Source organism: Actinomycetes bacterium (genome assembly GCA_036000965.1).
GTDB lineage: Bacteria > Actinomycetota > CALGFH01 > CALGFH01 > CALGFH01 > DASYUT01.
Genome location: DASYUT010000140.1, coordinates 1 through 26711 on the forward strand (window position 1 = coordinate 1; position 26711 = coordinate 26711).

Annotated in this window: 28 protein-coding genes and 1 pseudogene; 11 read left to right on the forward strand and 18 right to left on the reverse strand. The window is 71.9% G+C overall.

Annotated features, from left to right (window positions below; genetic code table 11):
* Positions 1-1026, reverse strand: a 1026-nt coding sequence (locus VG276_11955; GenBank protein ID HEV8650091.1) for a HAMP domain-containing protein, incomplete at its 3' end; no start/stop codon positions are given.
* Positions 1027-1504: 478 nt separating this feature from the next.
* Between VG276_11955 and VG276_11960 the strand changes: the two genes are divergently transcribed.
* The 5 genes from VG276_11960 to VG276_11980 are packed head-to-tail and all read left to right on the forward strand — an operon-like array spanning position 1505 to position 5885.
* A complete protein-coding gene (locus tag VG276_11960) occupies positions 1505-2368 on the forward strand; it encodes an aldolase/citrate lyase family protein (protein ID HEV8650092.1) in 864 nt (287 codons plus the stop codon).
* Entirely contained in the window at positions 2365-3648 is a 1284-nt protein-coding gene (locus VG276_11965; protein HEV8650093.1) for a Gfo/Idh/MocA family oxidoreductase, read from the forward strand. The genes VG276_11960 and VG276_11965 overlap by 4 nt, the downstream gene beginning before the upstream one ends.
* On the forward strand, positions 3641-4720 hold the full coding sequence (locus VG276_11970; protein HEV8650094.1) for a LacI family DNA-binding transcriptional regulator: 1080 nt from the start codon (positions 3641-3643) through the stop codon (positions 4718-4720). Before VG276_11965 ends, VG276_11970 begins: the two co-directional genes overlap by 8 nt.
* Positions 4717-4989, forward strand: coding sequence for a hypothetical protein (locus VG276_11975; GenBank protein HEV8650095.1), 273 nt, complete (start codon positions 4717-4719; stop codon positions 4987-4989). The genes VG276_11970 and VG276_11975 overlap by 4 nt, the downstream gene beginning before the upstream one ends.
* Positions 4986-5885, forward strand: coding sequence for a sugar phosphate isomerase/epimerase (locus VG276_11980; GenBank protein HEV8650096.1), 900 nt, complete (start codon positions 4986-4988; stop codon positions 5883-5885). The genes VG276_11975 and VG276_11980 overlap by 4 nt, the downstream gene beginning before the upstream one ends.
* 46 nt (positions 5886-5931) lie before the next feature.
* On the opposite strand, the gene VG276_11985 is transcribed toward VG276_11980, so the two are convergent.
* A complete protein-coding gene (locus VG276_11985) occupies positions 5932-6237 on the reverse strand; it encodes a RidA family protein (GenBank protein ID HEV8650097.1) in 306 nt (101 codons plus the stop codon).
* A gap of 38 nt (positions 6238-6275) precedes the next feature.
* Between VG276_11985 and VG276_11990 the strand changes: the two genes are divergently transcribed.
* Positions 6276-6401 (forward strand): hypothetical protein, encoded by a 126-nt coding sequence (locus VG276_11990; protein ID HEV8650098.1) that lies wholly within the window; start codon positions 6276-6278, stop codon positions 6399-6401.
* Between the two features lie 40 nt (positions 6402-6441).
* On the opposite strand, the gene VG276_11995 is transcribed toward VG276_11990, so the two are convergent.
* The 6 genes from VG276_11995 to VG276_12020 all read right to left on the reverse strand — a co-directional run bounded on the left by VG276_11995 (position 6442) and on the right by VG276_12020 (position 11467).
* Positions 6442-8265 carry an ABC transporter ATP-binding protein gene (locus tag VG276_11995; GenBank protein ID HEV8650099.1) on the reverse strand — a complete coding sequence of 608 codons (1824 nt, stop codon included), beginning with the start codon at positions 8263-8265 and terminating at the stop codon, positions 6442-6444.
* 62 nt (positions 8266-8327) lie between these two features.
* Complete coding sequence (locus VG276_12000; GenBank protein ID HEV8650100.1) at positions 8328-8489, reverse strand: hypothetical protein; 162 nt, start codon at positions 8487-8489, stop codon at positions 8328-8330.
* A complete protein-coding gene (locus tag VG276_12005) occupies positions 8486-9163 on the reverse strand; it encodes a Clp protease N-terminal domain-containing protein (GenBank protein HEV8650101.1) in 678 nt (225 codons plus the stop codon). Before VG276_12005 ends, VG276_12000 begins: the two co-directional genes overlap by 4 nt.
* Before the next feature lie 50 nt (positions 9164-9213).
* Entirely contained in the window at positions 9214-9888 is a 675-nt protein-coding gene (locus VG276_12010; GenBank protein HEV8650102.1) for a Clp protease N-terminal domain-containing protein, read from the reverse strand.
* Positions 9889-9893: 5 nt separating this feature from the next.
* Positions 9894-10136, reverse strand: coding sequence for a hypothetical protein (locus VG276_12015; GenBank protein ID HEV8650103.1), 243 nt, complete (start codon positions 10134-10136; stop codon positions 9894-9896).
* Positions 10137-10777: 641 nt separating this feature from the next.
* Positions 10778-11467 carry an NAD(P)H-binding protein gene (locus tag VG276_12020; protein HEV8650104.1) on the reverse strand — a complete coding sequence of 230 codons (690 nt, stop codon included), beginning with the start codon at positions 11465-11467 and terminating at the stop codon, positions 10778-10780.
* 141 nt (positions 11468-11608) lie between these two features.
* Here VG276_12020 and VG276_12025 point away from each other — a divergent pair, with 141 nt between their 5' ends.
* Positions 11609-12706, forward strand: coding sequence for an AraC family transcriptional regulator (locus tag VG276_12025; protein HEV8650105.1), 1098 nt, complete (start codon positions 11609-11611; stop codon positions 12704-12706).
* A 197-nt stretch (positions 12707-12903) separates the two neighbouring features.
* On the opposite strand, the gene VG276_12030 is transcribed toward VG276_12025, so the two are convergent.
* The 5 genes from VG276_12030 to VG276_12050 form a co-directional block, all read right to left on the reverse strand.
* Positions 12904-13932 carry a bacillolysin gene (locus VG276_12030; protein ID HEV8650106.1) on the reverse strand — a complete coding sequence of 343 codons (1029 nt, stop codon included), beginning with the start codon at positions 13930-13932 and terminating at the stop codon, positions 12904-12906.
* Positions 13933-14159: 227 nt separating this feature from the next.
* Positions 14160-14879, reverse strand: coding sequence for a hypothetical protein (locus tag VG276_12035; protein HEV8650107.1), 720 nt, complete (start codon positions 14877-14879; stop codon positions 14160-14162).
* Positions 14880-15133: 254 nt separating this feature from the next.
* Positions 15134-15664, reverse strand: coding sequence for a hypothetical protein (locus tag VG276_12040; GenBank protein HEV8650108.1), 531 nt, complete (start codon positions 15662-15664; stop codon positions 15134-15136).
* Entirely contained in the window at positions 15661-16596 is a 936-nt protein-coding gene (locus VG276_12045) for an ABC transporter ATP-binding protein (GenBank protein HEV8650109.1), read from the reverse strand. Before VG276_12045 ends, VG276_12040 begins: the two co-directional genes overlap by 4 nt.
* Positions 16593-17285: a TetR family transcriptional regulator gene (locus tag VG276_12050; protein HEV8650110.1), complete on the reverse strand. Its 693-nt coding sequence runs from the start codon at positions 17283-17285 to the stop codon at positions 16593-16595. The genes VG276_12045 and VG276_12050 overlap by 4 nt, the downstream gene beginning before the upstream one ends.
* 175 nt (positions 17286-17460) lie before the next feature.
* Here VG276_12050 and VG276_12055 point away from each other — a divergent pair, with 175 nt between their 5' ends.
* Positions 17461-17844, forward strand: a complete 384-nt coding sequence (locus VG276_12055) for a VOC family protein (GenBank protein ID HEV8650111.1) — start codon at positions 17461-17463, stop codon at positions 17842-17844.
* 253 nt (positions 17845-18097) lie between these two features.
* Here VG276_12055 and VG276_12060 read toward each other — a convergent pair whose 3' ends face one another.
* From VG276_12060 to VG276_12070, 3 genes are all read right to left on the reverse strand, one after another.
* Positions 18098-19768 (reverse strand): hypothetical protein, encoded by a 1671-nt coding sequence (locus tag VG276_12060; GenBank protein ID HEV8650112.1) that lies wholly within the window; start codon positions 19766-19768, stop codon positions 18098-18100.
* Entirely contained in the window at positions 19681-21069 is a 1389-nt protein-coding gene (locus VG276_12065) for an SWIM zinc finger family protein (protein HEV8650113.1), read from the reverse strand. The genes VG276_12060 and VG276_12065 overlap by 88 nt, the downstream gene beginning before the upstream one ends.
* Positions 21070-21349: 280 nt before the next feature.
* A complete protein-coding gene (locus tag VG276_12070) occupies positions 21350-21598 on the reverse strand; it encodes a hypothetical protein (protein ID HEV8650114.1) in 249 nt (82 codons plus the stop codon).
* Between the two features lie 8 nt (positions 21599-21606).
* Between VG276_12070 and VG276_12075 the strand changes: the two are divergent.
* The 3 genes and pseudogenes from VG276_12075 (at position 21607) to VG276_12085 (ending at position 25398) form a co-directional block, all read left to right on the forward strand.
* Positions 21607-22383: pseudogene (locus tag VG276_12075) on the forward strand (glycoside hydrolase family 2 TIM barrel-domain containing protein).
* Between the two features lie 510 nt (positions 22384-22893).
* Positions 22894-23844, forward strand: coding sequence for a hypothetical protein (locus tag VG276_12080; GenBank protein HEV8650115.1), 951 nt, complete (start codon positions 22894-22896; stop codon positions 23842-23844).
* A gap of 387 nt (positions 23845-24231) precedes the next feature.
* Positions 24232-25398 carry a nitric oxide synthase oxygenase gene (locus VG276_12085; protein ID HEV8650116.1) on the forward strand — a complete coding sequence of 389 codons (1167 nt, stop codon included), beginning with the start codon at positions 24232-24234 and terminating at the stop codon, positions 25396-25398.
* A 151-nt stretch (positions 25399-25549) separates the two neighbouring features.
* Here VG276_12085 and VG276_12090 read toward each other — a convergent pair whose 3' ends face one another.
* Together VG276_12090 and VG276_12095 are read right to left on the reverse strand one after the other, a co-directional pair.
* Entirely contained in the window at positions 25550-25867 is a 318-nt protein-coding gene (locus VG276_12090; protein ID HEV8650117.1) for a hypothetical protein, read from the reverse strand.
* Positions 25868-26323: 456 nt separating this feature from the next.
* A complete protein-coding gene (locus tag VG276_12095; GenBank protein ID HEV8650118.1) occupies positions 26324-26710 on the reverse strand; it encodes a CBS domain-containing protein in 387 nt (128 codons plus the stop codon).
* Position 26711: the final 1 nt, after the last annotated feature.

Genomic DNA, 26711 nt, shown 5'->3' on the forward strand with positions numbered 1-26711 from the left:
GATCACCGTGAACACGTCCGAGGCGTGATGCACCAGGGCGCGGAAGCGCTGCTCGCTCTCGCGCAGGTCGGCCCTGCTCTTGTGGAGGCTGCCCGCCATGGCGTTGAAGGCGTTGCCCAGCTGGGCCAGCTCGTCGTCGCCACTCACCGGGATCCGATGCGACAGGTCGTCCGAGCCGAACCGCGTCGCCGCGTCCTTCAACGACAGCAGAGGTCGGGTGATCGAGCGGCCCAGCCGCCGGGCCAGGAACAACGCAGCGGTCGAGCCGATGACGAGCGCGGCGAGGCCGGCCAGGAGCTGGTCCTGCTCCCGCCGTCGCAGTGACGAGATCTCGTCTGCGACCTGGTTGCCGTTGAGCGAGTGGAGGTCGGCCAGGATCGAACCCGCCTGGTCGATATGATCGTGGAACGGATCGAGCCGGTTGTCGGTCGCGCCCCCCTTCGGGATCGCCTTTGCCGCCTCGATATCGGCCGCGGACGTCTTCCACATCGCGTCGGCCTCCGCCGCGAGCTGACGCTCCTGCTGTGTGGCCAAGGTCTGGAGATCGTCGAAGCGCCGGTCGATCTGCGCGCTGAGCGCGACGAACCGCTTGCCCGTGGCCGGGTCGTCCTGCTCGACGGAGGCTTCGCCCAGGTCGTCAGCCTCCACGAGCAGGTGCCTGACCGCCTCGATGCGCTTGGACTCCTCGACGGTCTCCTCGCGGAACTCCTCGAGCGCCGAGATCGAAAAGCGGAACGTGACCAGTCCTGCCCCAGCGACCGCCGCGACCGGCAGCAGCATGGTCGCAAGCGCCAGCCTCAAGCGGCGGGCAAGCGATGACCGGGGTGCAGGAATCTGGCCCATGGGACTCTTCTCGGCCAGCGGCAAGGCAAGCCTTAGAGGGGTTTCATGACCGGTTGAGGGGTTTGCGGGATGCTCGCACGCTATGAGCACAAAGAGCATGGCTGAGCAGCTCGTCCGGCGTTGGGTCCCGGGTTCCAGCCGGCGCTCGTAACAATGCCGAAACGGGCAGAGCCCACCGAACAACCCGCTACCCAGGAAGACTGCGATGACATCCCGATGCCCGTAGCCTTGCGATACTGAGCACATTACTTCAGAGCGAGACGGTGGCTGCCACCCGTTTATGAGGAGTGCATCTATCCAGGGCTGGTGGTACTGAGCGGTACGCGGCTAGATGTCGATATAGGTGTGGCGAGGTGGCCGTAGGACTGAGCTGACGCAGTGAAGCTCGTCCGTGTCGGTCCTTATCCCGAGCTGAGATTGGACCAGGAAGGCCGCTCGCGACACGTCGCGCGCCTCGCCAGCGATGCCGGTATCCCGTCGAGCGACCGGTGATGCCGCCGCGTGACCAACCCTCAGGGTCGCCCTTCCCGAAGGAGCAAACTCGCTCTTGACGCGAATGCCACCGTCGTCCATCCTTGGAACGGTCCAACTTGGAACGGTCCAAGGATGCCATAGCAGCGTCGGAGGAGAACGGCGATGGCTCGCACAGAGATGTTGATCGGTGACGGATGACCCCGCCAGCCTCACCGGCCCCACCGGCCCCACCCGGGCCACACCGTCCCCGCTGGACCACGGCCGGCTCCGGGCCCGCCTGGCCGCCGGCGAGGCGACCCTGGGCACCTTCGTCGGCGCCGCCTCACCGCTCACCGCCGAGGCCTGCGCCGCCGCCGGGGTCGACTGGCTGGTGCTGGACCTGGAACACGGGTCGGGCGGGGAGGAGCAGGTCCGCGACCTGGTCCCCGCCGCCGGCGCCTACGGCGTCGCGACCGTGGTGCGGGTGGAGTCCGGCGCCCGCATCCGCATCGGCCGGGTCCTGGACCTGGGCGCCGCCGGGGTGATGCTGCCCCGGATGGACACCGCCGAGGAGGTCGGCGAGGCGGTCAGGCACCTGCGCCACCCGCCCGACGGCGACCGGGGCGTGGCCACCTACAACCGCGCCTGCCGCTTCGGCCTGGACCCGGGCGCCCTCGGCCGCGCCAGCAGCGAGGTCCTGGGCGTGGTGCAGATCGAGTCGGCGCCCGCCGTGGAGCAGGTCGAGGCGATCGCCGCCCTCGACGGGGTGGATGTGCTGTTCGTCGGGCCCCAGGACCTCAGCTACAACCTCAGCTACAACCTCGGCGTGCCCGGCGACCTGCGGGCACCCACCTACCTCGCGGCGCTCGAGCGGGTCCGCACCGCGGCCAAGCGGCACGGCAAGGCGTGCGGGCTGCTGGTCGGCGACGGCGCCGCCGCGGCCGCGCGACAGGCCGAAGGCTGGACCTTCGTGGCCATCGGCTCCGACGCCACCCTGCTCGCCGCCGCCGTCGCAGGTGAGCTCGGGCGGGCACGACAACCCACCCCCAGCACGCGGGGAGGCCGCACATGACCAGCACCAGCACGGACAGCGGCACGAACGGCGGCACGAACGGCACCGCGAGCGGCGACGTCGGTGTGGGGCTGATCAGCGTCGGCTGGATGGGCAAGCTCCACAGCCGCGCCTACCAGGCGCTGCCGTCGGTCTACCCGGAGCTGGGGCTGCGGCCACGGCTGGTCCACGCCGCCGACACCGCCGCCGACCGCGTCACCTACGCCCGCGGCATCCTCGGCTACGCCCGCGGCAGCGGCGACTACCGCGAGGTCCTGGCCGACCCGGAGGTGGAGGTGGTGTCGATCTGCGCCCCCAACGTCTTGCACCACGAGATCGGCCTAGCCGCCGCCGAGGCGGGCAAGCCCTTCTGGATCGAGAAGCCGGTCGGGCGGGACGCGCGGGAGACCGGCGAGGTCGCCGCGGCCGCCCGAACGGCCGGGATCGTCACCTCCATCGGCTACAACTACCGCCACGCCCCGGCCGTGGAGCATGTCCGCGAGCTGGTGGCCCAGGGTGCGCTCGGGCGCATCACCAACGTCCGCGCGGTGTTCTTCTCCGGCTACGCCGCCGCGCCCAAGGGGGCGCTGTCGTGGCGCTTCAAGCGTGAGCTGGCCGGCAGCGGCGCCCTGGGCGACCTGCTCAGCCACGTCGTCGACCTGGTGAGCTACCTCGTCGGCCCGATCGCCGAGGTCAGCGCGCTCACCAGCACCATCTACGCCGAGCGGCCCATCCTGCCGATGGGCTCAGACACCCACTTCGCGGTGATCGAGGACGGCGAGCTGGGACCGGTGGAGAACGACGACTACGCCGCCGCCCTGGTCCGCTTCGCCCCGACCGCGCAGGGCCCCGGCGCGGTGGGCACGCTGGAGGCGTCGCGCACGATCGTCGGGCCCCAGTGCGGCCTGGGCTTTGAGCTCTACGGCACCGACGGCTCGGCCGTCTGGGCCTTCGAGCAGATGAACGAGCTGCGGGTCTGCCTGGGTCGCGGCGGCCCCCACCAGGGCTACACCACCGTGCTCGGCAACCCCCACCTGGGCGACTACGCCAGGTTCCAGCCCGGCCCGGGCATCGCCATGGGTTATGACGACCTCAAGGTCATCGAGGCCAAGAAGTTCCTCGTCGCAGTGACCGGCGGGGAGCGCCGCAACGCCACCATCGAGGACGCCCACGCCGTGGCCGAGGTCATCGCCGCCGCCGAAGCGTCCGCGGCCAGCGGCACCTGGCAGGCGGTCCTCCCCGTCCCGGGCGCCACCTTCGGTCGCGAGCCCGCGCCCGCGCAGGGCCCGACCCGTGGCTGAGCAGGTCGCCGGCCCGCCGCGCAGGCCGACGATCCGCGACGTCGCCGAGCGCGCCGGGGTGTCCAAGTCGCTGGTGTCGCTGGTCATGCGCGGGGAGCCGCTGGTCCGCGAGGACAAACGCCGGCGCGTCCGGCGGGCCGCCGCCGAACTGGGGTACCGGACCAACTGGGCCGCGCGGTCGCTGTCGGCGGTGCACTCGGGAGCGGCCGGGGTCCTGGCCGCCGACCTGCGCAACCCCTGGTCGATGGACATCGTCGAGGCCGTCAGCCAGGTGCTGGAGGAGGCCCGGCTGACCACGCTGCTGACCAGCGCCGTGCTGCCCTCCAGCGCCGGCGGCCAGCGCCGGCTCGACGTCGGGGTGATCGGGGCGCTGCGGGACCTGCGCGTCGACGGCCTGCTGGTGGTCGGCTCGGTCCCGGACCCGGCGCGGCTGGCCGACGTGGTCGGCGACCTGCCCGTGGTGGTCGTCGGCGCCCGCGCCGAGGGCCTGGCCCGCGCCGACGTGGTGCGCAGCGACGACGCCGCCGGCATGGGGCTGGTGGTCGATCACCTGGTCGAGCGCGGCCACCGCCACATCACGCACCTGGGCGGGGCTGGGGGGGCCGTGGCCGACGAACGAGCTGCCGGCTACCGCACGGCGATGACCCGCCATGGGCTCGGCGACGAGATCGTCGTGCAGGCGTGCGACTTCAGCGAGGACGGCGGCTACGCCGCCGCGGCCACGCTGCTCGGCGGCGGGCGCAGCCGCCGCCGCCCGGTCACGGCGCTGGCCGCCGTCAACGACCTGGCCGCCGTGGGGGCGATGTCGGCCGCGGCCGACGCCGGGGTCGACCTGCCCGGCGGGCTGGCGGTCACCGGCTACGACGACACCTTCCTGGCCGAGCTCCGGCAGCTCTCCCTGACCTCGGTCAACCCCGACAGCGCCGGCATCGGCGGGCTGGCCGCCCGCCGCCTGCTGGCTCGGATCGCCGCCCCGGACCGACCCGGCGCCGAGCAGCTCGTGGCGCCCCGGCTGGTCGTCCGGGCCAGCAGCGCCCCGCCGGTCCCCCTGCCGCAGGGGGCGGGCCGGTGACCGCCCGCCGGCCCGTGGTCGTCGGACTCGGCACCGTCGACCCGACCCTGGTCACCGGCGTGCTCGGCGACACCGCCGAGTTCGTGGCCCAGCCCGGCCCGGAGGACCTGGCCGTCGCCGAGGGCGCGATCGTGCGCGCCGACACGGTCGTGGACGCCGCCCTGCTGGCCGCGGGCGTCGACGCACTCGAGGCCGGCTGGATCGCCGAAGCCTGTACCACGTCCCTGCACGTGCACCGACCGGTGCGGATGAAAGAGGTGCGCACATGAGCACGACCGAGACACCTGCCGCCGAGGGCAAGACCGCCGGCGCGCCCATCTCCTGGGGGGTCTGCGAGGTCCCGGGCTGGGGCTACCAGCTGCGGCCCGACCGGGTGCTGGCCGAGATGCGCGAGGTCGGCCTGAGCGCGACCGAGTTCGGGCCCGACGGCTTCCTGCCCGGCGAACCCGACGCGATGACCCGGGTCCTGGACCACCATGGCCTGCGGGCCGTCGGTGGGTTCACCCCGCTGCTGCTGCACGTGGCCGGGCACGACCCCGTGCCAGAGGTCGAGCGCCTGCTCCAGGGCTACGACGCCTCCGGCGCGGGCGTGCTGGTGCTGTCGGCCGTCACCGGCCAAGAGGGCTACGACACCCGCCCGGAGCTGGATGAGGCCGGCTGGCGGACCCTGCTGGCCAACCTGGACCGCCTGGCTGCGCTGGCCGCCGAGCACGGCGTCCGGGCGGTGCTGCACCCGCACGTGGGCACCGTGGTCGAGAACGGCGACGAGGTCTGGCGGGTGCTCGAAGGCTCCTCGATCTCCCTGTGCCTGGACACCGGGCACCTGTTCATCGGCGGCACCGACCCGGCCGAGCTGGCCAGGCAGGCGCCCGAGCGGATCGCCCACACCCACCTCAAGGACGTGGACAAAAGGATCGCCGGGCGGGTCCAGGACGGCCGGCTGACCTACACCCAAGGGGTGCGTGACGGGATGTACCGCCCGCTCGGGTCGGGCGACGTGGACGTGCCTGCCATCGTCGGGTCCCTGCGCGCCCGCGGCTACGACGGCTGGTATGTGCTGGAGCAGGACACGATCCTGACCGAGGAGCCCAGGGGCGACGGCCCGGTGGCCGACGTGTGGACCAGCGCCGAGTACCTGCGCTCGGTCCTGCGCGGGACCCGTTGATAAGCGGCCACGGGGAACCGCCCGGTCGCGGAGGGCCGTAGGGCCGTCAGGCCATGGCGGTCGCTTCGAGCTCCACCATGAGCTCGGGGAAGGCGAGCCGGACGACGCCGAGCAGGGTCCCCGGGGGCGCGACACCGGCCGCGCCCGTGCGCTGGCCCAGAACGGCTCCGTGCTGAATGAACGCGTCGACGTCGGTCGTGTAGGTGTTGAGCCGCACCACGTTCGAGAGGCTCATGCCCGCGCCCGCCAGGACGGCCTGGAGGTTGTCGAGCGCGAGCCCGATCTGCGCCGCCATGTCACCAGGGTGTTGGGGCGCCCCGTTGCCGTCGACCGCGGTCTGTCCTGCGCACATCAGGACCCTCGTGTGGCCTTCGTGGTGGCACTGGAGTCGTGTGCCGCTGGCCCGCCGAGTACACGCTCGCCTGCCGCCTGTATCGTCTCGAGCACCACCTCGCCGGGCAGCCGCAGGAGCGCTGGGTCCGCGAGGCCCTGCTGCGCGCGGCCGGGCGGAGCTGAGCGGCGGCACGCCGCGTTGTGCGACTGAGGACCGTGGCGGTCAGCGGCTGAGCTGCGCGACCGCCGGCTCCTGGGCCTGGAACTGGCGCTCGTAAAGCTGGGCGTACAGCCCCCCGACCGCGAGCAGCTCGGTGTGGCTGCCCTGCTCGACCAGGCGGCCGTGGTCCAGCACCAGGATCTGGTCGGCGGCCAGCACGGTCGACAGCCGGTGGGCGATCGCGATCGTGGTCCGCCCGGCGAACAGCGGCTTGAGGGCGGCCTGGATCAGCTGCTCCGAGACCGTGTCCAGGTGGGAGGTGGCCTCGTCCAGCAGCAGGATGCGGGGGTCCTTGAGGATCACCCGGGCGATCGCGACGCGCTGCTTCTCCCCACCCGACAGCCGGTGGCCGCGCTCCCCGACGACGGTGTCGTAGCCGTCGGGCAGCGAGCCGATGAAGCCGTCCAGGTGCGCGGCGGTGGCGGCGGCGACCAGCTCGTCGTCGCTGGCGTCGGGGCGGGCGTAGCGCAGGTTGTCGGCGATCGAGGCGTGGAACAGGAAGGTGTCCTGGAACACGATCCCGATGTGGCCGCCCAGCGACTCCAAGGTCAGGTCGCGGACGTCGTGGCCGTCGACCAGGACCCGGCCCTGCTGGGGGTCGTGGAAGCGGGGCACCAGCGACACCGCGGTCGACTTGCCGGCCCCGGTCGGGCCCACCAGCGCGACCAGCTGGCCGGGCTCGACCCGGAACGACACCGCCTGCAGCGCCGGCCGCAGCTCCGGCCGGTAGGCGAAGGTGACCCGGTCGAAGCCGACCGCGCCGCGGACCCGCTGCAGCGGGCGGGCGCCGTCGCGGTCGGTGACCTCAGCCGGCAGGTCCAGGAGCGCGAAGATGCGGTTGAACAGCGCCAGCGACCCGGTGATGTTGACGTGCAGGCTGCCCAGCGACCCGATCGCGCCGCCCAGCCGCCCGGCCAGGACCACGATGAAGGTCACCACGGTGCCGACGGTGGCCTGGCCACCGAAGACCAGCCAGCCGCCGTACAGCCACAGCACCGCCGGGCCGGCGGTCTGCAGCACGTCCATCAGCATGTAGAACCAGCGGCCGATCATCTCCTGGCGCAGCTGCAGCCGGCGCAGCTCGCCGTTCAGCGCGCCGAAGCGGGCTCGTTCGCGGCGCTGGGTGACGAACGCCTTGACCAGCAGGATCCCGGAGATCCCGAGGACCTCCTGCAGGTAGGCGGTCAGCTTGCCGAGATGGGCCTGGGTCTGCTTGCGGGCCTGGTAGGTGGTGCGGCCGATGCGGCGGCTGGGCAGCAGCGCCAGCGGCATCAACGCCAGCGCCAGCAGGGTGAGCCGCCAGTCCAGCACCACCATCAACACTAGCGTGCTGGGGATCACGAACAGGTTCCAGACCAGCCCGAGGATGGTGTCGGCGACGACGTCCTCGACGGCGTTGACATCGTTGCCGATGCGGCTCATGACGTCGCCGGTGCGGCTCCTGGTGAAGAACCCGACCGACTGCCGCAGCAGCCGGCCGAACAGCTGCTCGCGCAGGTCGTGCATGATGTGCTGACTGATGGTGGCGCTGAACCACGACTCCGCCACCCCGATCAGCCCGCCGACCAGCGACGCGGCCACCCCCAGCAGGATCAGCCACGCAAGCTCGCTGAACCGTTCGCCTGGGTGGGCCAGCGCGTCGATCACGCCCTTGGTGACCACCGCCGGGACCAGCCCGATGACGGCCCCGGCGGCGATGCACGCGACCGCGCCCAGCCCGCGCCGCCAGTAGGGGCGGAAGCAGCCGAACACCCGCTTGGCCAGGCACCAGTCCCACTTCGCCTGGGCCTGGTCCTCGGCCCAGTCGAGCTCCATGCTGGCGCCCACGCAGTAGCGCTCCATTCCCGCAGCGTAACCCTCAGGTGTCAGATCGGATAGTGGTTTGCCGCTCAGCGCAGCAGCGGCGCGATGTCGCGGGCCAGCCGGTCGCTGCCGCCGATCACGGTGGCGCCGGAGCTGAGCGGCCGGGGCGGGTTCACATCCCAGGCGGCGAGCAGCGCGAACACCAGCAGGCACGCGGCCACGAACCCCAGCCGCCCACGCCGGCTCACGACGCAAGCCCGCGCAGTTCGGCGGCGACGGCATCCCGCAGCCCGTCCAGGTCCACCCCGAGCGCCTCCAGCAGCGGCCCCGCCGCGCCCCGGTAGTCGCCCGGCAGGCCGACGTGCGCGGTGATCCGCCGGTGCCGCCGGGACCCCTTTGTGCCGCCCGCCGGCTGGCGAGCATCCTCCAGCACCCCAAGCAGCACATGCTCGGGGCCGACCTCGCCGTGGCCGAGCGCGCTCGCCTGCTCGCTGGCCAGCTGCAGGGCGCGCTTGGCGAAAAACGGCGGGCCACACAGCGGCGTCCACACCACCCTCCCGCCCCGCCAACCCCGCCGGCGCGTCACCCGCCAGGTCGCCTCCCCGACCGCCCGGAAGCCGAACGTCTCCTCGGTGTTGCGACGGACCGTGTCCAGGTCGATCCCCAGCATCCCCAGCAGCTCGGCGTCGCTCGGCCGGGGAGCTGGCACCACCGCCCGCCCTGCCAGATCGAGCAGCTCGGCACGCGCCGCCGCCAACTCCACCCCAGAGGCCCGCAGCACCCGCGAAGCCCCGCTCTGGCCCTCGGCGAGCACCCCGAGCAGGACGTGCTCCGGGCCGAGATAGCGGTGGCCGAGCCGCTCAGCCTCGTCCCGGGCAAGGTCGAGGACCAGATGGGCCTGCTCGGTGAACCGCTCGAACACCTCGCGCTACCTCCGGAATCCTCCATGACGTACCGCTTCGCAACACCGGCTCACGGCACGGCCGCCTGAAGCTCGGTCACCAGGGCCTCACGCAGCTCGTCCAGGTCCACCCCGAACGCCTCGAGCAGGGGTCCGGCCGCGCCACGGTAGCCGTTGGGAAGGCCGACGGAGGCGTGCAGCTGCCGCACCCAGCGGTTCTTCATGCACCTCGGCCAGGACGTCTGGATGTCCTTCACCACCCCAAGCAGCAGCAGCTCCGGGCCGACCTCAGCGTAGCCGAGCACCTCGGCCTGCTCGCTGGCGAAGTACTGCGCGCGCCAGGCGAAGCATGGTGGGTCGCGCAGCGGCGTCCGCGGCACCCGCCCAACCCCACCGCGTCGCCGGCGAACAGCCTCCCGTATCGCCCACCCCACGGCCTTGCGGCCGAAGGCCTGCTCGGTGGTGCGACGGATCGCCTCCAGGTCGATGCCGAGCGTGCCCAGCAGCTCGGCGTCGCTTGGCCGCGGGCCGGGCACCACCCCCCGTTCCGCCAGGCGGCCCAGCGCGGCTCTCGCGGCCTGCAGGTCCACGCCACGGGCCCGCAGGACCCGGGCGGCCCCGCCGCCGCCGTCGCGGAGCAGGCCCAGCAGGAGGTGCTCGGGACCCACATAGCAGTGGCCGACCAGGGCGGCCTCCTCCCGGGCCAGGTCCAGGACCCGGCCGACATGCTCGCTGCGCTGGACCACGTGTCCTACCTCCGGAACCCGAACCGCCGGCCGGCGTACTTCTTGTGCACCGCCTGCTTGGTGACCCCGAGCCTGGCCGCGATCTGCTGCCACGACCAGCCCTCGGCGCGGGCGTTCTCGACCTGCAGGGCCTCCAGCACCTCCACCAGGCCGCGCAGGGCGGCGACCGCGGCCAGCCCAACCTCCGGGTCCTGGCTGCCGGTCGCCGCCGCCACCGCGGTCACCTCGCTCGGAGCCGCCTCACCCATGAAGTCAATCTACATTGACCCCGCAGGCTCGTCAAATGCCGTTGACCCGCTCTCAGGGGTTACGGATCCAGCACACCCGCCTGGTGCTGGCGCGGCGGCAGCGACGCCGCTAGGGACGCTGATCCTTGCCCGGTCGTCGGCTCGGTCCAGCGGGCGCCTTGGCACGGAACATCGTGTTGCATAAAGCCCTGAGCTGGGCGTTTGTCTCTCAGAGGGGGCGGTTCGATGCCCGGCTCGATAGTGTGTGGCATGCTCTGGACGTTATGGATGAACCGGTTGTCGCTGGCCGTCTGTCGGGCGGCAAGCAGCGACCCGCCATTGAGGGTGTCCGTGATGCTCCGCGCGTTCGGACGTTGACGGGGACCAGCCCATCGGTAAGGTGCTCACGCTTGAACCCTCCAAGGACTGCGCGAGCTGCTTGAGGAGATGGCCAAACCGGCGAGGCGGTCGTGGTCGACGGGCTGGGCACCCGGGTGCAACGCGCCGCCGGGTGGGCCAACCACAAGGTGCTGTATGACGCCAAGCGCCACACCACACCGCCCAGGGGCTGGCGGTGTCGACGCTCTGGGCGTGCTGTGGTGGTGCGACGGGGCTGGCCGGGCAGCTGCCACGAGCACGACCTCGTGGCGCTGCGGGCTGGATCAGGCGCTGGACGCCGGAAGGGTCGTGGCGGGGGCGACGGCGGAAAGGGCGACTGACCTGCCCACGTACTCGGATCCCTCCAGCGCCTGCACGAGGAACCGGCCGACGCAGCTGCGGGACACCTTCATGCCGCGAAGCTCGCCAGTCGGCGAGGCGAACGGGAGACCCGCGTGCGGGTCGTCGGTCAGGTTGACCGGCTGGGCGATCACCCAGTCCAGACCGCTGGCGCGCACCGCACGCTCCTGGCGTTCGGTGTCGGCGATCTGCGGTCGCAGCACCAGCCGGAAGACCAGCCGTTGCAGCAGCGGAAGCTTGTCCCGGGTCGCCCCCACCCCGTAGGACGTCTGCGCCACCAGCTTGCCAACCCCGTGCTGGCGCATGGCCGTGATGACGTTGCGGGTGCCTCGGGACCGGACGTCCATCGGCGTGCTCGTAGGGCCGAGCAACCGGATCCGAAGGGCGTTCTCGCTGATCCCAAGGGTGACGATGACCGCCTCCTGCCCGCGGACCACGCGGTCGACGTCGGCGGGGTCGGTTGCGTCCCCGTTGATCGCGCGCAGCTGGCCGGGCACCGCACCCAGCCTCGCAGCGTGCCGCGAGAACGCGGTCACCGCATGGCCCCGCAACAGCAGTTCGTCGACGGCGGCACGTCCCGAGCCGCCGGTTGCTCCAACAACCAGCACCTTCATCGCTGTGCTCCCTCTGCCATGCGCCCCAGACGCCTGTCTTGTAGATTGCGTCCACGCTACCCAGCAGCCTTGGGACACGCTATGCTTGTGCGTCGCTCGTTTATGCTCATTCATCCATGAAGTTGGGACGATTGGTCTGGCATGACGCACGACTATCCCTGGACGCCGGTCGACCCCCTCGGGGAGGCGCTGCACCTGCTGCGGATGACCGGGGCCTTCTACTGCCGGACGGAGGCAACCGCGCCCTGGGCGCTGGAGATGCCCGCCTTCGCCGACTGCCTGAGCTTCCACGTCGTCACCGCCGGTGGGTGCTGGCTCGGCGTTGACGGCGCCGACCCGCTGTACCTGCGAGCGGGGGACCTCGCGCTGGTGCCGCACGGCCGCGGCCACCGGCTGTTCAGCCAGCCGGGGGTCACGCCCGCCCGACGGGTCGACCAACTCCCGCAGCAGCTGCTCAGCGAGCACTACTCGATCCTGCGCCACGGCGGTGGTGGGGCGCCGTCCACGCTGGTGTGCGGCATCGTCTCCTTCCACGACCCCGCCGCGACCCAGCTCCTCAGACTCCTGCCGCCGGTGATCCACACCGATGGCGCCACCGCGCCCTCCAGGACCTGGATCGGCGACACCCTCAGCCTGATGGCTGCCGAGGTGCGCCAGTTGCGCCCTGGCGGTGAAGCGGTCATCACCCGCTTGGCCGACATCCTGGTCATCCAGGCGATCCGCGCCTGGATCGAAGGGGACCCGGCCGCGCGGACCGGCTGGCTCGGCGCGCTGCAAGACCAACAGATCGGCCAAGCGATCGTGGCCGTGCACCGTCACCCCGGGCATCCGTGGACCGTCGCTTCGCTGGCGAACGAGGCTGCGATGTCCCGCTCAGCGTTCGCGGCTCGGTTCACCCACTTGGTCGGTGAGCCTGCCGTGCAGTACGTCACCCGCTGGCGCATGCACGTCGCGTTGGCGCGCCTCCAGCAGGGCCGGACCACCATCCGCGAACTCGCCACGCTGTTCGGCTACCACTCGGAGGCGGCCTTCAGCCGTGCGTTCAAGCGGGTCATCGGTGTCTCCCCAGGCGCGGTCAGTCACCGATCCGAGCACCCTGCACTGGCCACAGCACAAACCCCCTCGATCGCGGCGGGCGCTGGCAACACCCATGAAGGAGCAACTGCGGGCGCCCCGGCCGTCGCGGTCGGTGAGGAACGTCACCCGGTCGGCGACCGTCCGCCCGCGCCCAGGCTGTGATGTCGCAGCCAAGCCTGCCCAAGGCCGGACCTCCTTGGCAGGCGTGACACCTTGCCTATGGTCCGCCTATCGTCCGGTCTCCTCATGCCAGGGCGCAGCATCACGGACACCCTAGATTGAGATCGTTTCCTACGATCCGGCATGGCCGCGGCTGTTCGCGGAGCTGGGACGCGCCCTCCTATCGCTCTTGCGACGGTTCAGAGGATCCCGCGGTCGGCAAAGGCCTTTGTGACGACCGCCGCCGCGGCGCTGCCATAAAGCTGCTGCGCGGCCGCAACCGTCCGGTTCGCGAGGTCCGGCATGGTCGTGCCAGGGAAGTCGAACGAGCCCTGGAGGATGATCGTGTCGGCTCTGACGTTGCCGAGCGCTTGGCGGATGTCCCACAGGGCGCGCGACCAGATCTGGCCGTCGTGGTGCACCCTGCCGTTCAGGTCCTGCGGGTAGTGCAGGTCGGTGTCGACGCGCCGCAGGCAGTGCGGGACCGTGCTGGTGTACGAGACCGAGTCCCAGTCGGCGACGCACGGCAGCGGCTCGCGCGCCGGGACGCCCAGCGCCTTGGAGACCACGTCCCCGACGGTCACCGCCCAGTAGTCGGCGAAGCCCTCGCTGATCGCCCCCGCCTGCTCGGAGCCGAAGACGAAGTTCTGCGAGAAATGGATGGCGTGCCCGTACTCGTGCAGGATCACCTCGGCGTCCTCGGCGTCGTCGACGCCGCCCTTGCCGAAGCGCAGCTCGTTCTTCGGGTGGTCGGTCGCGAACGAGTTGTCGAGCCCCCACTGGTTGATCCGGACCGCCTGGGGCTGGTTGTCGATCGGCCGCCGGGAGACGCCGAAGCCGAGCGTGTGGATGTACTTTTGCGCCTCGGTGATCCAGTAGTAGGCCATGACCTGCTCGAACTCGTCCTGGTGGCGGGTGTAGCGGAAGGTGTTCGTCGGCGAGTAGGCGGGATTGCCGGTCTCGCTGACGACGGTCGCGTAGTCGCCGCGCAGGAACCCGCTCCCGTCGAGGTTGGTGAGGGTGACGCCGTGGTAGGCGGCCGCCGGCACAGCCGCGTCGGCGTCCTTCTGGTCGGTCAGCGACTCGTCACCCAGCGACTGGACGGGGTTGGGGACGAAGACGGAGCCGACGCCGGTACTGGTGCCCGGGCCCGGCTTGGCTGCCGTGGCGCTTGTTGCTGTCGCGACCACCAGCGCGGCCACGGCCAGGAGCAAGAACAGCTTCCGCACGACCCCGACCTCCCCGTTTGAGAACCGGACCGGTTCACCATAAGCCCGAGACGCCAGGAACGTCCACGCCTGGCCGGCCAGCGCTGAGGCGATCGCGTCTGCGGCAGGACGGTGCTCTTGCGCTGACCGACCGGCATTGCGAGGAGACATCCCACGGCTGGGCGACGCCAGGCAGGCATGGTCTCAACCCAGCCGCATCCGTCCGCTGGCCACATCCAGGCGCTGGCTCATCGCAGCGCTGCGCGGATCGCGGCGCCGAACGGCTTGGGCAGGGGGTCGCGGCAGTCCAGACGGCGGAAGTGGAGGTTGTAGCTCAAGACGGTGGCCGTCGCGTCATCGAGATGGAAGGCCAGGAAGACGTTGCCCCCGTCGGCGCAGGCCGTTGGCTTGCCGGCGGGGCTGCCAAGCAGCAGGTCGACCAGCCGGGCGACCTGCTTTCGGTCCTTGATCGCCGCGACCTGTCGGTTGTTGCCGTCGTTGACGCCGATCCAGCTGACCTTGCCGCCAAGGTCGAGCAGGTCAGCCCAGGTCCGGGCGCGGGGGTTGTCGGCGGCTTCGAACAGCACCAGCTTGCCGTCTCGCCGCGCCGCCAGGCGGAAGGTCGGCCGGTAGCCCTTGACCGCGTAGACAGGGGTGCCGGTGTCCAGGTAGGCGGCGTCGCCGTCCAGGCGCGTGCCCGGCCCTTCGATGATGTGGTCGGCGAGCTTGCAGCGCACCACGGCGACCTGGGCGCCGAGGTCGCTGTCGCGCAGCGCCCGCCCGGCCGCCGGCCTGATCCCAGCGTGGTAGGTGATCCCGCCGACACGGACGAAGTCGATGTAGTCGGCGGCACCCTGGGGGAGGAGCTTCCGCGACGAGGGGCAGCGCGCAGCGGACACGTCGCGCACGACCGAGCAGCCGCTCAGCAGCACCAGGGCAGTGACGGTGAGAACGATCGAGCGTCGCATCTCCCCTCCCCGGCTGCCGCTGTCGTTGTCTATCTGACCTCGGCAACCCTCGCCTGGTTCCCAAGATCGGCGACCTGGCACGCCGTCACTTCATCGTGCCATCCCTGGTGAGCGTCAACCGCCCAGCTCAGGGCGGTGGGTAACACCCTGGGGTGGGTAACACCCTGGTGGGTGTCGACGGTCAGACGGATGTGCGGCGGGCGTCGGTAGCGCCTGTCGCGGCTGTTCTTCTCAAACCTGCATGGTGTGGTCGGTCAGGTGACGGGGATGTCGCGCTGGCGGAGCCCGACCAGCCCGGCGGCGGCGAGCTCCACGCCGAAGGCCAACGATCCGGTGGCGGGCAGGTCCTGGCTGATCATGCTCAGCGCCACCAGCGCGGCGAGCACCAGGTTGGCGCCGAAGGTCGCGGCCAGCGCCGCCGCCAGGCCCGCGTGCCGGCCGACCACGGTGGCGCCGAGCAGCTCGCGGCGGCCGGTCTCCTCCTCGGTGCGGGTGTGCCGGATGACGGTAAGCAGGCCGATCAGACCGACGACGACGGGGAGGAACCCTGCCCGCCATGCGACGAATTCGCCGAGGCTGGTGCCGGACAGGCGACCGTAGAGCGCGACGAATCCCGCGTTGTCGGCGTACTGCTGGCGTTCCGCGGCCGTGGGGAAGACCTCGCCGAGGGAGGCCGCGAAGCTGCTCAGGATGAGGCAGAAGAACACGATCCACAGCGCCATCAGCAGCCGGTCTCGCCGCAGGATCAGGCGGACCAGCTTGCCGGAGCCCGTCAGGGTGCTCATCGCGCCACCTCCGCGCGCCTGCCGTCCTGGGCGGTGTCGGCCGGCTGGCCAGTCCGGTAGTGGCGCAGAAACAGCTCCTCCAGGGTGGGCGGCTGGCTGACCAGGCTGCGCACGCCCACGCCGCTGAGGTGGCGCAGCGCCGCGTCGAGCGCGCCGGTGTCGACGTCGAAGCGCACGCGGCCGTCCTGCGTCTTCAGGTTGTGTACGCCGGGCAGGCCGGCCAGCCCGGTCGGCGGGCCGGCCAGCTCGGCGGTGATCGAGGTGCGGGTCAGGTGCCGCAGCTGGGTGAGGGTGCCGGTCTCCACCGTCCGACCCTCGCGGATGATGGTGACCCGCTCGCACAGCGCTTCCACCTCGGCCAGGATGTGGCTGGACAGCAGCACCGTCCGCCCGCGTGCGCGTTCCTCCTCGTTGATCCAGTCGCGGAAGGCGGCCTCCATCAGCGGGTCCAGGCCCGAGGTCGGCTCGTCCAGCAGCAGCAGCTCCACGTCGGAGGCCAGCGCGGCGACCAGGGCGACCTTCTGCCGGTTGCCCTTGGAGTACGCCCGGCCCTTCTTGCGTGGGTCCAGGTCGAAGCGCTCCAGCAGGGCGGCGCGGCGCCGCTTGTCCAGCCCGCCGCGCAGCCGGCCGAGCAGGTCGATCACCTCACCGCCGGACAGGCTGGGCCACAGGGTGACGTCGCCGGGGACGTAGGCCAGCCGGCGGTGCAGGGTGACCGCGTCGTGCCAGGGGTCGCCGCCCAGCAGCCGGGCCGTGCCGGCGCCGGCGCGCAGCAGGCCGAGCAGGATGCGGATCGTGGTGGTCTTGCCGGCCCCGTTGGGGCCGAGGAAGCCGTGCACCTCGCCGGTGCGTACGGTCAGGTCCAGCCCGTCCAGGGCGCGGGTGTGCCCGAACGTCTTGACCAGCGCCTCAGCGCGGATCGCCTCGGTCATCGTCGTGCTCCTTCAGCCGCGGAGCGCGGCTCCGCCGCGGTAGGGGATCGTTGTGCCTGGAGCCGGTCGTAGGCCGCGTGTGCCTGGGCGGCCAGGTCCGGGCTGAGCAGGGCGTGCGAATAGAAGTCCACCACTCCCCTGCTCATCCGCAGATGCCCTTCGGGGCTGAGCACGTCGGCTCCCAGCGCCCGGGACAGGTGGTCGTGCATCACCAGCAGGCCCGCTTGCATCCCGACGAGCACCGCGGCGTAGGCGCGCGGATCCGCGGTTATGCCAGGGTGGTGGTGGGCGATCCACTGTTCGGCGAGCTCGACCATCTGGTCGAACAGCGACGCGGCCGCAGGCGACCCGTCGACCATCGAGCGCCCCAGGTAGCGCTGCAGCAGCAGCATCGTCGGGTGGACGGCGGGCAGGAACCCCGGGTCGGCGCCCTTGCCCTCCAGGACCGCCTGCTCCTTGATGCGCATGGAACGCTCCAGCGCGTAGGCGTCGCAGGCGTCGCGCAGCGCTTCCTTGGACCCGAAGTGGTGCCGGATCAGCCCCGCCGACACGCCCGCCGCCTTGGCGATGTCCCGGATCGTCGCCCCGTCGATGCCCCGTTCGGCGAACAGGCGTAGCGCCGCGTCCCTGATCCGCGCGCGTGCCGTCAGGTCCTCGAACGCTGGATCGCCCACCGGGTGGACCGCCATCCCTCAACCCCTATACACAGGTACGAGCAGCTACTCATGATAGCTATGAACTATACATATGTATAGTGGCCGTCGCAAGACTGCCGCCGCGAAGATCATGCGGCAGGAGACCGGGGCGCGCGTGACAAGGCCAAGCCTGGTGACGTGCCCGGCAGCGTAAGGCAAAGGAGTTCTGATGCCCGTCCACCTCAACCACACCATCGTGTCCGTGCGCGACAAGCAGCAGTCGGCGACCTTCCTCGCCGAGATCCTCGGCGTCGCCCCGCCCACGCTGTACGGGCCGTTCCTTGTCGTGCAGGTCGACAACGACGTCTCTCTCGACTTCGCCGACGACCACGGCCCAGTGCATCCGCAGCACTACGCGTTCCTGGTCGGCGAGTCCGAGTTCGACCAGATCTTCGGGCGCATTCGCGAGCGGGGTCTGCCCTACTGGGCCGACCCCGGTCGGCAGCGGCCGGGCGAGTTCAACACCAACGACGGGGGGCGCGGCGTCTACTGGGAGGACCCGAGCGGCCACGTTCTGGAGATCATCACCCGCCCCTACGGAAGCGGAAGCTGACATGTCCTATCCCCCACCCCGCTATCTGGGTGACAGCGGAGAGGTCAGCGCGACGTTCCGCCCGGGGAGCCATCCGCCCGAGCTGGTCAACGCGTCCGGCGGCGGCGCGCACTACCTCGCCACCGGCGCGTCGACGAGCGGACAGTTCGGTCTCTACCGGTGGGAGATGGGGCCGGGCCCGAGCGGACCGGACACGCACTTCCACAAGACGGTCGGCGACGCCCTTCGCCCAGATGCAACAGTGCCGACGGGATCATCCGCTTCGGGCCAAGACGCGCTCCAGGCGACGGGACTCGGCGACCAGTCGACTCGACCCGCGACGTCCGGTGACGGCGGTCAGCCCGGGGATCGCAGCGTGGCCGTCGGCAGCACCTGCGACCTCGGTGCCGAGTGCCACGAGGTCGGGTAGCCGTCGGGGCGGCCGCTGGACCGCGGGCGGCAGCATTGGGGGGAGCGCCGCGGCCACGATCGCCCAGACCAGGGCGGACGCTCCTGACCGCGCAATGTCTCGCAGCGCCGGGGTGACGCCATTCAGCGGGAGCGCTCCGAGGGCGGTCAGCGCGCCGAGCTCGCTGCCGAGCGCGGACCCGTCGAGCTGGCGGCGGCCGGCGAGGATGAGTGCGGCGTCGACCGTGGCTGCCCGGTCAGTCTGGTCCCGGGCGCCGAGCCCGTGGGCGAGGGCGAGGGTCAGCCCGGGCCCGACCGGGCCGTCGGCCTCGGCAAGCAGCGGCAGCACCTGCCCATCGCCGCGCGCGCCGTGGGGCAGGTGCGCAAGCTGCGGCTGCAGGTGCGCGGCGATGACGTCGCGGTGGGAGGGCAGCACGGCCGGCCAGCACAGCAGCCACCCGGCATGGCCGTACTCCCAGCGTTGGGGTGCGGCGAGGTCGCAGAGCAGGGGGGCGAGCGGCGGGTGCTGCGGCAGCAGGCGGCGCGCGGCCACGCCATGGCGCGCGGTCAGGCCGAGCAGCCGCGTGGCCTTTGGTTGCGGGGCCACGGTTGCGAGCACGCGGACGAGCTCCTCCCGCGCCGGCCGGGACGAGGACGGCGGCCAGTAGCGGCGCCGCCGGATCGTGTAGACCATGCGGGTCACCTTGGGGTCGGGCATGCCGCCGGTGGCCAGCCAGTCGGCAAGCCGCCTGCCAGCGGGCGTCGCAAGCCGCCGGGCACGGTCTGCAGCCGCCGCGTCGGGCTCGCGTGGCAGCCGGAGGAGGGCCTGCTGCAGGTCGTACTCCCATGGCTGCCACCCCTCGGCCGCGGCCTGCTCGAGCCGGGCGACCAGCTCGGCAGGATCAACGTGCCCGGCGGGCGGCGGCAGCTCGCGCGGCGTCGCTGGCAGCAGGGCGGGCCACGACGCCGAGGCCGGCCCGTCGACCGCCCGCGGCGCTGCGGCCGGCGGGTCGGGCAGTTGGCCGCCGAGGGCCGTGGCGGCCCGCTCCCGCAGGTCGGCGGGGAGTCCGGCCGCGGCCCGCAGCAGCTCGGCACGGGCCGCCTGGTCGGCGTGCCGCGCGTGCCGCAGCGTCAGGGAGAGCGCCCGTGCCTGCAGGTCGGGTGCCTCCTGCCCGAACGCGACCGCGACCGCGCAAAGCACCTCGCCGGCGCGGTCGCGCTGCCGCCGTGCCGCCGCGTCCAGCCAGGACAGCTGCGCGCCGACCAGCTTCTTCTCCGGGCGGAACAGCACCGCCCTGCTGGCCGCCAGCAGCATGCCCAGGTCCAGCCGGCCGGCGTCGTCGAGCCGACGCAGCGCGCGCTGAGCCGGCACGGCGACGGTGGAATGGGCGTCCACCAGCAGGCGGGCGTAGTCCCGTGCCCGGCCCGCCACCTCGTCCAGGTCCGGGCTCAGCGCCTGGTGCAGCAGCAGGAAGCCGCGCAGCTCGGTTGGATGTCCGCCGCGCAGCAGCCGGCCGAGGCAGCGGTCAAGCAGCATGTCGCGCTCCAGCCGGCCTTCCGCCGCCAGCACGGCCAGTGCCGCCGGCCAGTCCGCTCCCGAGGGGGTCCAGTCGCGGACCGACCACGCCAACAGCCGGCCGACGCCGTCGACCTCGAACAGCCGCGGCGCCAGCGCCGCCAGGAAGGGGTCATCCCGCAGCGCATCGACAAGTCGCCGCCCCTCTCGGGCTCGTTGCCATCCGGGCATCGACACCCAGCCGACTCGGCCACGTCGTAGCCCACCCGCCCCGCGGTGCCGAGCTGGCCGAGCGCGGCCCGCACCCGTCCCGGCGGAAGCCCGGACCGCTCCGCCAACAGGTCCACCTCCACCCGCGGCTCGAACGCCAGCAGCGCGCCGACCAGATCGGCATCGGCCTCGACCTGGTCGCCGGCCAGCGCGTCCAGCACCGCGCCCTCACCGGAGAAGCCCCGCCGCGGCTCCGGCGACAACATCAGCAGCAGCCGCATGCCGCGCAGCTCCACCTCCCAGACGCTTGTCACCGGCGGGCTGCCGGCGCCGACCGCCGGCCCGTACACCCGCAGCGCGCCGGCATGCCGCAGCAGTGGCCGCAGCGCCTCCAGCCGTTGCGGTCCGGGCAGGCACACCGCGCCGGGCGCGGGCCGCGAGGCCAGCCGCAGCGACCGGCCGGCCGGCACTGCCCACAGCGCACCGCCCGCCCGCGAACTGCTCGGCAGGGACCGCAGGAACCGCACCGCCTCCGCCGCCGGCACCTCGGCCCGCAGGTCGAACCCGGCCGCGATCACCTGCACCTCGGCGAACCCGCGCAGCCACCGTTCGGGCAGCGGCACCTTCTTCTCCACCACCGGCCCATCCAGCGTCGTCACCGCCAGCTCGTCCGGACCGACCGCGAGATGCAGCGGATCGGCGCCACCCACCCGGGCCAGCGCCTCCCGCAGCGGACCGTTCACGTCCACGTTGGTGGTGCCGCGGTCCAGCACCTCACCGTCCAGCACCTCCGACAGGAGGTCCAGGCGGGCATAGACCCCGCAGCAGCCGGAGAACGACTCAAACCGCAGCCGATCCCCGCTGCAGGTCACCACCGGGTCGCGAAGCGCGGCGACCTGCGGCTGGTGGTAGCGCGACTGGGCGACGTCGGCGACGGCCAGCAACCCGGCCGCCGCCTGCTCGGCACCGGCCAGGAAGCCGGTGAAGAACCGCGGGTTGGCCGCCGGGCCGGCCATGGTCGCCCCGCCGGAGGTCTGCAACCCGACCCGCCGGCTGACGGGATCGACCGTGGACCGCCCAAGATACGCATGCGAATGCGCCGTGTCAGGCATGCCCGCAGGCTACACAGCACCCCCGACAAAGGGACTCACCCACCGACAAGGGGGCTCACCCACACCAAGGTGCCGGCGCGTCGAGGCAACCATGACGCCGCCTCTCCGGCGGGGCCGCTCGCCGGCGGCTCGATGGGCACCAGCTCATGGGGTCCGGCGGTCGTGAGAGCGTGCCGCGACCCCCGCTTCGGCGACTGCGTCAACCACGACCTCTCGCCGGTCAGCAGACCTTCCCGGCAAGGTCGTGCGTTGAGCCGCGACACCCGGGACCTGTGCCAGCTCAGCTCGCCCGGATCTCGGGCAGCCGCTTGGGGGGCAGGGTGTTCCTGGTCCCCACCGACCGGATCTGGCCGTCGATCATGAGCAGGCTGACCGAGGGGACGTCGCCGTGCTCGAGCGAGGTCAGGCCGTCATCACAGCCGGACCCCTTGGGCGCGTCGATCAGCAGCAGGTCGGCCTCGCGGCCGGGCGCCTGCTTTCCGGTGTTCAGCCCGTAGGCGTCGGCCGTGTTGCCGGTCCCGACTGCCACGGCTACCTCGGCTGGGCTATCTGGTGTGGGCCGAGTTCGGCGACTGGGGAGCGGCCAGCGGCGGCAGGGAGGGGGATAACCAGCAACCGACAGTGTCATTCGTCACGCAGTGGCTGGAGGCTGTGGAACGCGACTACAGCCACCCCTCCATCGTCGGCTGGTGCCCACTGAACGAGACCTACCAGCTGCTGCACGACCGCATCACCACCCTCGACGACGTCACCCGAGCCATGTTCCTTGCCACCAAGGCTGCTGACACCTCGCGTCCGGTCATCGACGCCTCCGGGTACTCCCACCGGGTGTCGGAGACTAACGTCTTCGACTCGCACCTGTACGAGCAGGACCCCAAGGTCTTCGCCCAGCAGATGTCGGGGCTCGCCGAGGGCCGCCCGTACCTCAACACCCTGCCCGGCGGCCGCCCCATGTCGCTGCCCTATCGCGGCCAGCCGTACTTCTGCAGCGAGTTCGGCGGGATCTGGTGGGACCCCGACGCCGCACCCTCGGCCAGCGGTGACGACGACGCAGCCTCGTGGGGCTATGGTCAACGCCCTGCGGACGAGGAAGAGGTGTACGGCCGCTTCACCGGCCTGGTCGGCGTACTCCTCGACGATCCACGGATGTTCGGGTACTGCTACACCCAGCTCACCGACACGTTCCAAGAGCGCAACGGCCTGTACCGATTCGACCGATCGCCCAAACTCGACGTCGAACGATTGCGCAAGGCGCAGACGCGCGTGGCGGCCTACGAGGCTGCGCCGCCATTCCCGCATTTCGAGAGAAGGTAGCTTCGCACCTGCCGGGAGTTCGGTCATCGGGCGCGGCTGGTGGCCCGTGCATGGTAGCCGTCACCCGGGCCCGGGAGCTGGGACTGCTGCGACAGGGCGACACGGCGCCGTCGTTCCATGCCGGCCAGCGCGTAGGCGTCCACTGAGCACCGGTCGCCGCCGATGCTTGTGGCACGGCCGGCCTGGATGATCCTCGCGGGTTGGATGGCACGACCGAGGAGGGGGGGGACCGCTCCTCGGTCGTGCCGCTGTCGTCAAGACCGCGATGCGCCCATGGATCGTTACAGCTCGGTCGGTCGCCATCGGGTCCGGGAAGGACCACGACCGCACCGCGAGCTTTGGGTGATACGTCAAGGCTGGCCTTTCATCCCGGCGCCGAGCTGCGACGCTCCCTGCTGTTCATGGTCGATTGGCTCCCTGCTGTTCATGGTCGATTGATGGACGTGCGGCTTGGGCGGCGGCCATACTGGCCGGGCCCGCCCCGTCAGCACCTGAACAGGAGGATGGTCGATGCACTCGACTGCGCAGCGTAGGTCGGCAGTGGCGCGGGTCCGGCTGGGGGCGGTGCCGCTCCTGCTGCTGGCCCTGGTGGCCGCGTTGGCCGCGCCGGCCGCCGCGGCCCGCCCAGCCGAGCTCATCGTCCTGCCGGGCGCCAGCTCGGCCGAGGGCATCGCCGCCGGCCGCGGGGCCACCTTCTACGCCGGCGACCTGTTCCGCGGCGACATCTTCCGCGGCGACCTCCAGCGCGGCAGCGCCGAGCTGTTCATCGACGCCCCCGACGGCCGCATGGCCGTGGGCATGGCCGCCGATATCGCCCACGATCTGCTGTTTGTCGCCGGTGGCTTGACCGGGCAGGCCTACGTCTACGACACCCGCACCGGCGCCACCGTGGCGACCTACCAGTGCGCCGCTGCGGCCACCACGTTCGTCAACGACGTGACCGTCACCCAAGACGGCGCCTGGTTCACCGACTCCCTGCAGGCCAGGCTCTGCTTCGTGCCGGTCAGCGGCGCCGGGGCCCTGGGGCCGTCCCGCACGCTTGCGCTCAGCGGCCCGGCGGCCGACACCAGCGGGGCGTTCAACCTCAACGGCATCGCGGCCACCCCCAGCGGCAAGACCCTGATCGTGGCGCACTCCGCCACCGGCCAGCTGTACACGGTCGATCCGGCCAGCGGCGCCAGCGCGGCCATCGCCGGGGTCAGCGTGCCCAACGTCGACGGCATCGTGCTTGAGGCGGGGCGGCTGTGGGCGGTGCAGAACTTCAGCAACCAGGTGTCCAGGATCCGGCTGCGCCCGGACCTGGCGTCCGGGGTGGTGGAGGAGGTCATCACCAGCGACCTGTTCCAGGTGCCAACGACGGCGGCGCGCTTTGGCAGTCGACTCGCGGTAGTGAACGCGAAGTTCGACACGGGCCTTCCGCCTACCGCCGACCAGTACGAGGTAGTCCTCGTCAACGGCTGACCGCGTACGAAGGCGTGCCTCCTGGTGTGCGAAACCTGCAGCACACCAGGAGGGGATGGCCGGCAGTAAGCCCCGGTCAGGCGAGGTGTCCGGGTCCCGGTGCTGGCTCGTCGTCGGGGTCGACGACCCGAACGCGAGGCCATCGCTCGAAGAGCTGCTCGGCTTGGACCCGTCGTAGGTCATCCCCGGCTTCGGACGGGCGGGCAGAGGATGCCGGGCGTGGATCCGCCAAAGTCAAGCCTAGTCCGAAATGATTAGTTATGGCACTGTAAGCCGGCTGTCAGGGACGTCGCTTTCGTCGGGAGAGTGAGCGCCGTGAGGACTGGCATTGGCTACGGTGGACGCGGGCCGGAGGGGTGCCCCCGCTCGGAGGAGGCGCACCATCCTGTGGCCCCAGCGGTCTGGTCATGGCCGTGGGGGCCTGGCCGGCCCGCCCCGGCGCGAGCAGCGGTCGACCCGGCCGCCGCGGAGGAGTTCCTGCGCCTGCATCACACCGAGTGCCCCGCGGCAGGGCCCGTGCAGCCACGACTGGACCAGGTCCACGCCCAGATCCAGGAGTCGGGCACCTACGTCCACACCCCCGCGGAGCTGACCTTCGGGGCACGGGTGGCATGGCGCAACGCAAGCCGCTGCATCGGCCGCCTGTACTGGCGCAGCCTGCGCGTGCGTGACCGGCGCCACGTCGCCGACCCCGACGACGTCGCCGCCGAGGCAGTCACCCACCTGCGCCAGGCCACCAACGGCGGGCGGATCCGCCCCACCGTCACCGTGTTCGCCGCCAGCACCCCGCAGCGGGACGGTCCGCGGATCTGGAACGAGCAGCTGATCCGCTACGCCGGCTACCGCCGTCCAGACGGCACGGTCGTCGGCGACCCCCGCTCGGCCAGCTTCACCGACACCGTGCGCGGGCTGGGCTGGGCGGGCGGGCCGGGCACCCGCTTCGACGTGCTGCCGCTGGTGGTGCAGGCTCCTGGGGAGCCTGCCAGGCTGTTCGACCTGCCCGCAGACGCGGTGCTCGAGGTCCCGCTCTGCCACCCCCGCTACGGGTGGTTCACCGACCTTGGGCTGCGCTGGCACGCCGTGCCGGTGATCTCCAACATGTGCCTGGAGATCGGGGGCATCTGCTACCCGGCCGCGCCGTTCAACGGCTGGTACATGGGCACCGAGATCGGCGCCCGCAACCTGGCCGACACCAGCCGCTACGACCTGCTGCCGGTGGTCGCCGGGCAGCTGGGGCTCGACACCACCCATGAGCGCTCACTATGGCGCGACCGGGCGCTGGTCGAGCTCAACGTGGCCGTGCTGCACTCCTTCGAGCGGGCCGGGATCACCATCGCCGACCACCATACCGAGTCCCACCGCTTCCTGACCCACCTGGCCAGAGAGCAGCGCGCCGGGCGGATCACCCCCGCCGACTGGTCATGGATCGTGCCGCCCATCTCGGCCGCCGCCACCCCGGTGTTCCACCGCTACTACGACCAGGCCGACCTGCGCCCCAACTACGTCCACCACCCCCAAGCGCACACGCTCGCCGGCGGGGTGGCGCCGGCATGACAGCGACATCGCGGTCGCAAGCTGGTTCGAGCTTGTTGTTGCCGGAGGTCGGCGACGATGACGCTTGGTGTCACCGCCGGGCCCCAGGCGACACTCGGACGAGTACGCCGTCAGGCGCACGCCGGCCCGGTCGACCGCCGGGAGCGCCGGGCTACCCCTGGCCCGAAGACGCGGGCACCGGCTGCGATGTGGCGCGCCGCTTGCGGACCACGCCCGCCAGCAACGCCCCACTCACCAGCGTCACGACCACCCCGCCCCCGATCGACAGCACGCCGATCCGGCGGTTGTAGGACTGCTGCTGGTCATAGGTGCGTTCGGTGGTGGTGCCCTTGCGGGTGGTCGTGCAGATGGCCCCGGGTTGCATGACCTTGCCGCTGCACTTGACCGCGGTGTCGGAGAGGTTCAGGGCGCCGACGATGAGGAGTCCCAGCCCGGCGATCAGGCCGATCACGATGCGATACAACCGCACGATATGTCTCCTTTGTCTGGTTGTTCCTGCCGGGATCGCCGGATCCTACACGCTTGGAGCGGTTTGTATTGGTGCGTGATGGTCACCCGGCCAAGGCCGCCAGCGGCGCCGACAACGCGGCAAGACCGCTCGGCACCGGCGGCTCCAACGCGCGCGAGCGGGAAGGCAAGCCGGTGGTCCAGACCGGTGGTCCAGACCGGTCGGGGGTGTGTCGATACGTAGGGCAGGGAGCTGGGATGCGGGAGTGGGGGGAGATCGTACCGGCCCCGTCCCAGCTCCCCTTGCCGGCATGGCGTTGAGGGCACGAGCGAGTCGCGCTCGAGCGCGCCACCATTCGAGCCAGTGTGAGCAGGTTCGCTGCCTCGACGAGCAGCCGGAGCCGGCATGAGCGCCCAGATCGCGAGCGGCGCCTCTCGGCGCCGCACGCGTGGGGATCCGGTCGGACCGCCCGGCGGGTTACTGCTCGTGTACCTGGTCGGGCAGGAACACCGACAGCACGTCGCGCAGCGACAGCACCCCCAGCAGCCGGTCCTGCTCCTGGACGACGAGGTGGCGGATGCGGTTGGCGGTCATCACGCTCGCGGCCACGACCACGTCCCAGTTCGGACCGGCGGTGACGAGGCTCTTGGTCATGAGCTCGGCGACCGGGGTCCGCTCGAGGTCGCGGCCCTCGGCCACCGCTCGCAGCACGTCGCGCTCGGTGAGGATGCCGGCCAAGCGGTCGCCCTCCTGGACGACGACCGAGCCGATCACGTGGTCCTGCATCAGCCGGGCGGCCTGGCGCACCGACTGGCCAGGCCCCACGGAGACCACCGGCTGCTGCATCAGGTTGCGGACCTGCATC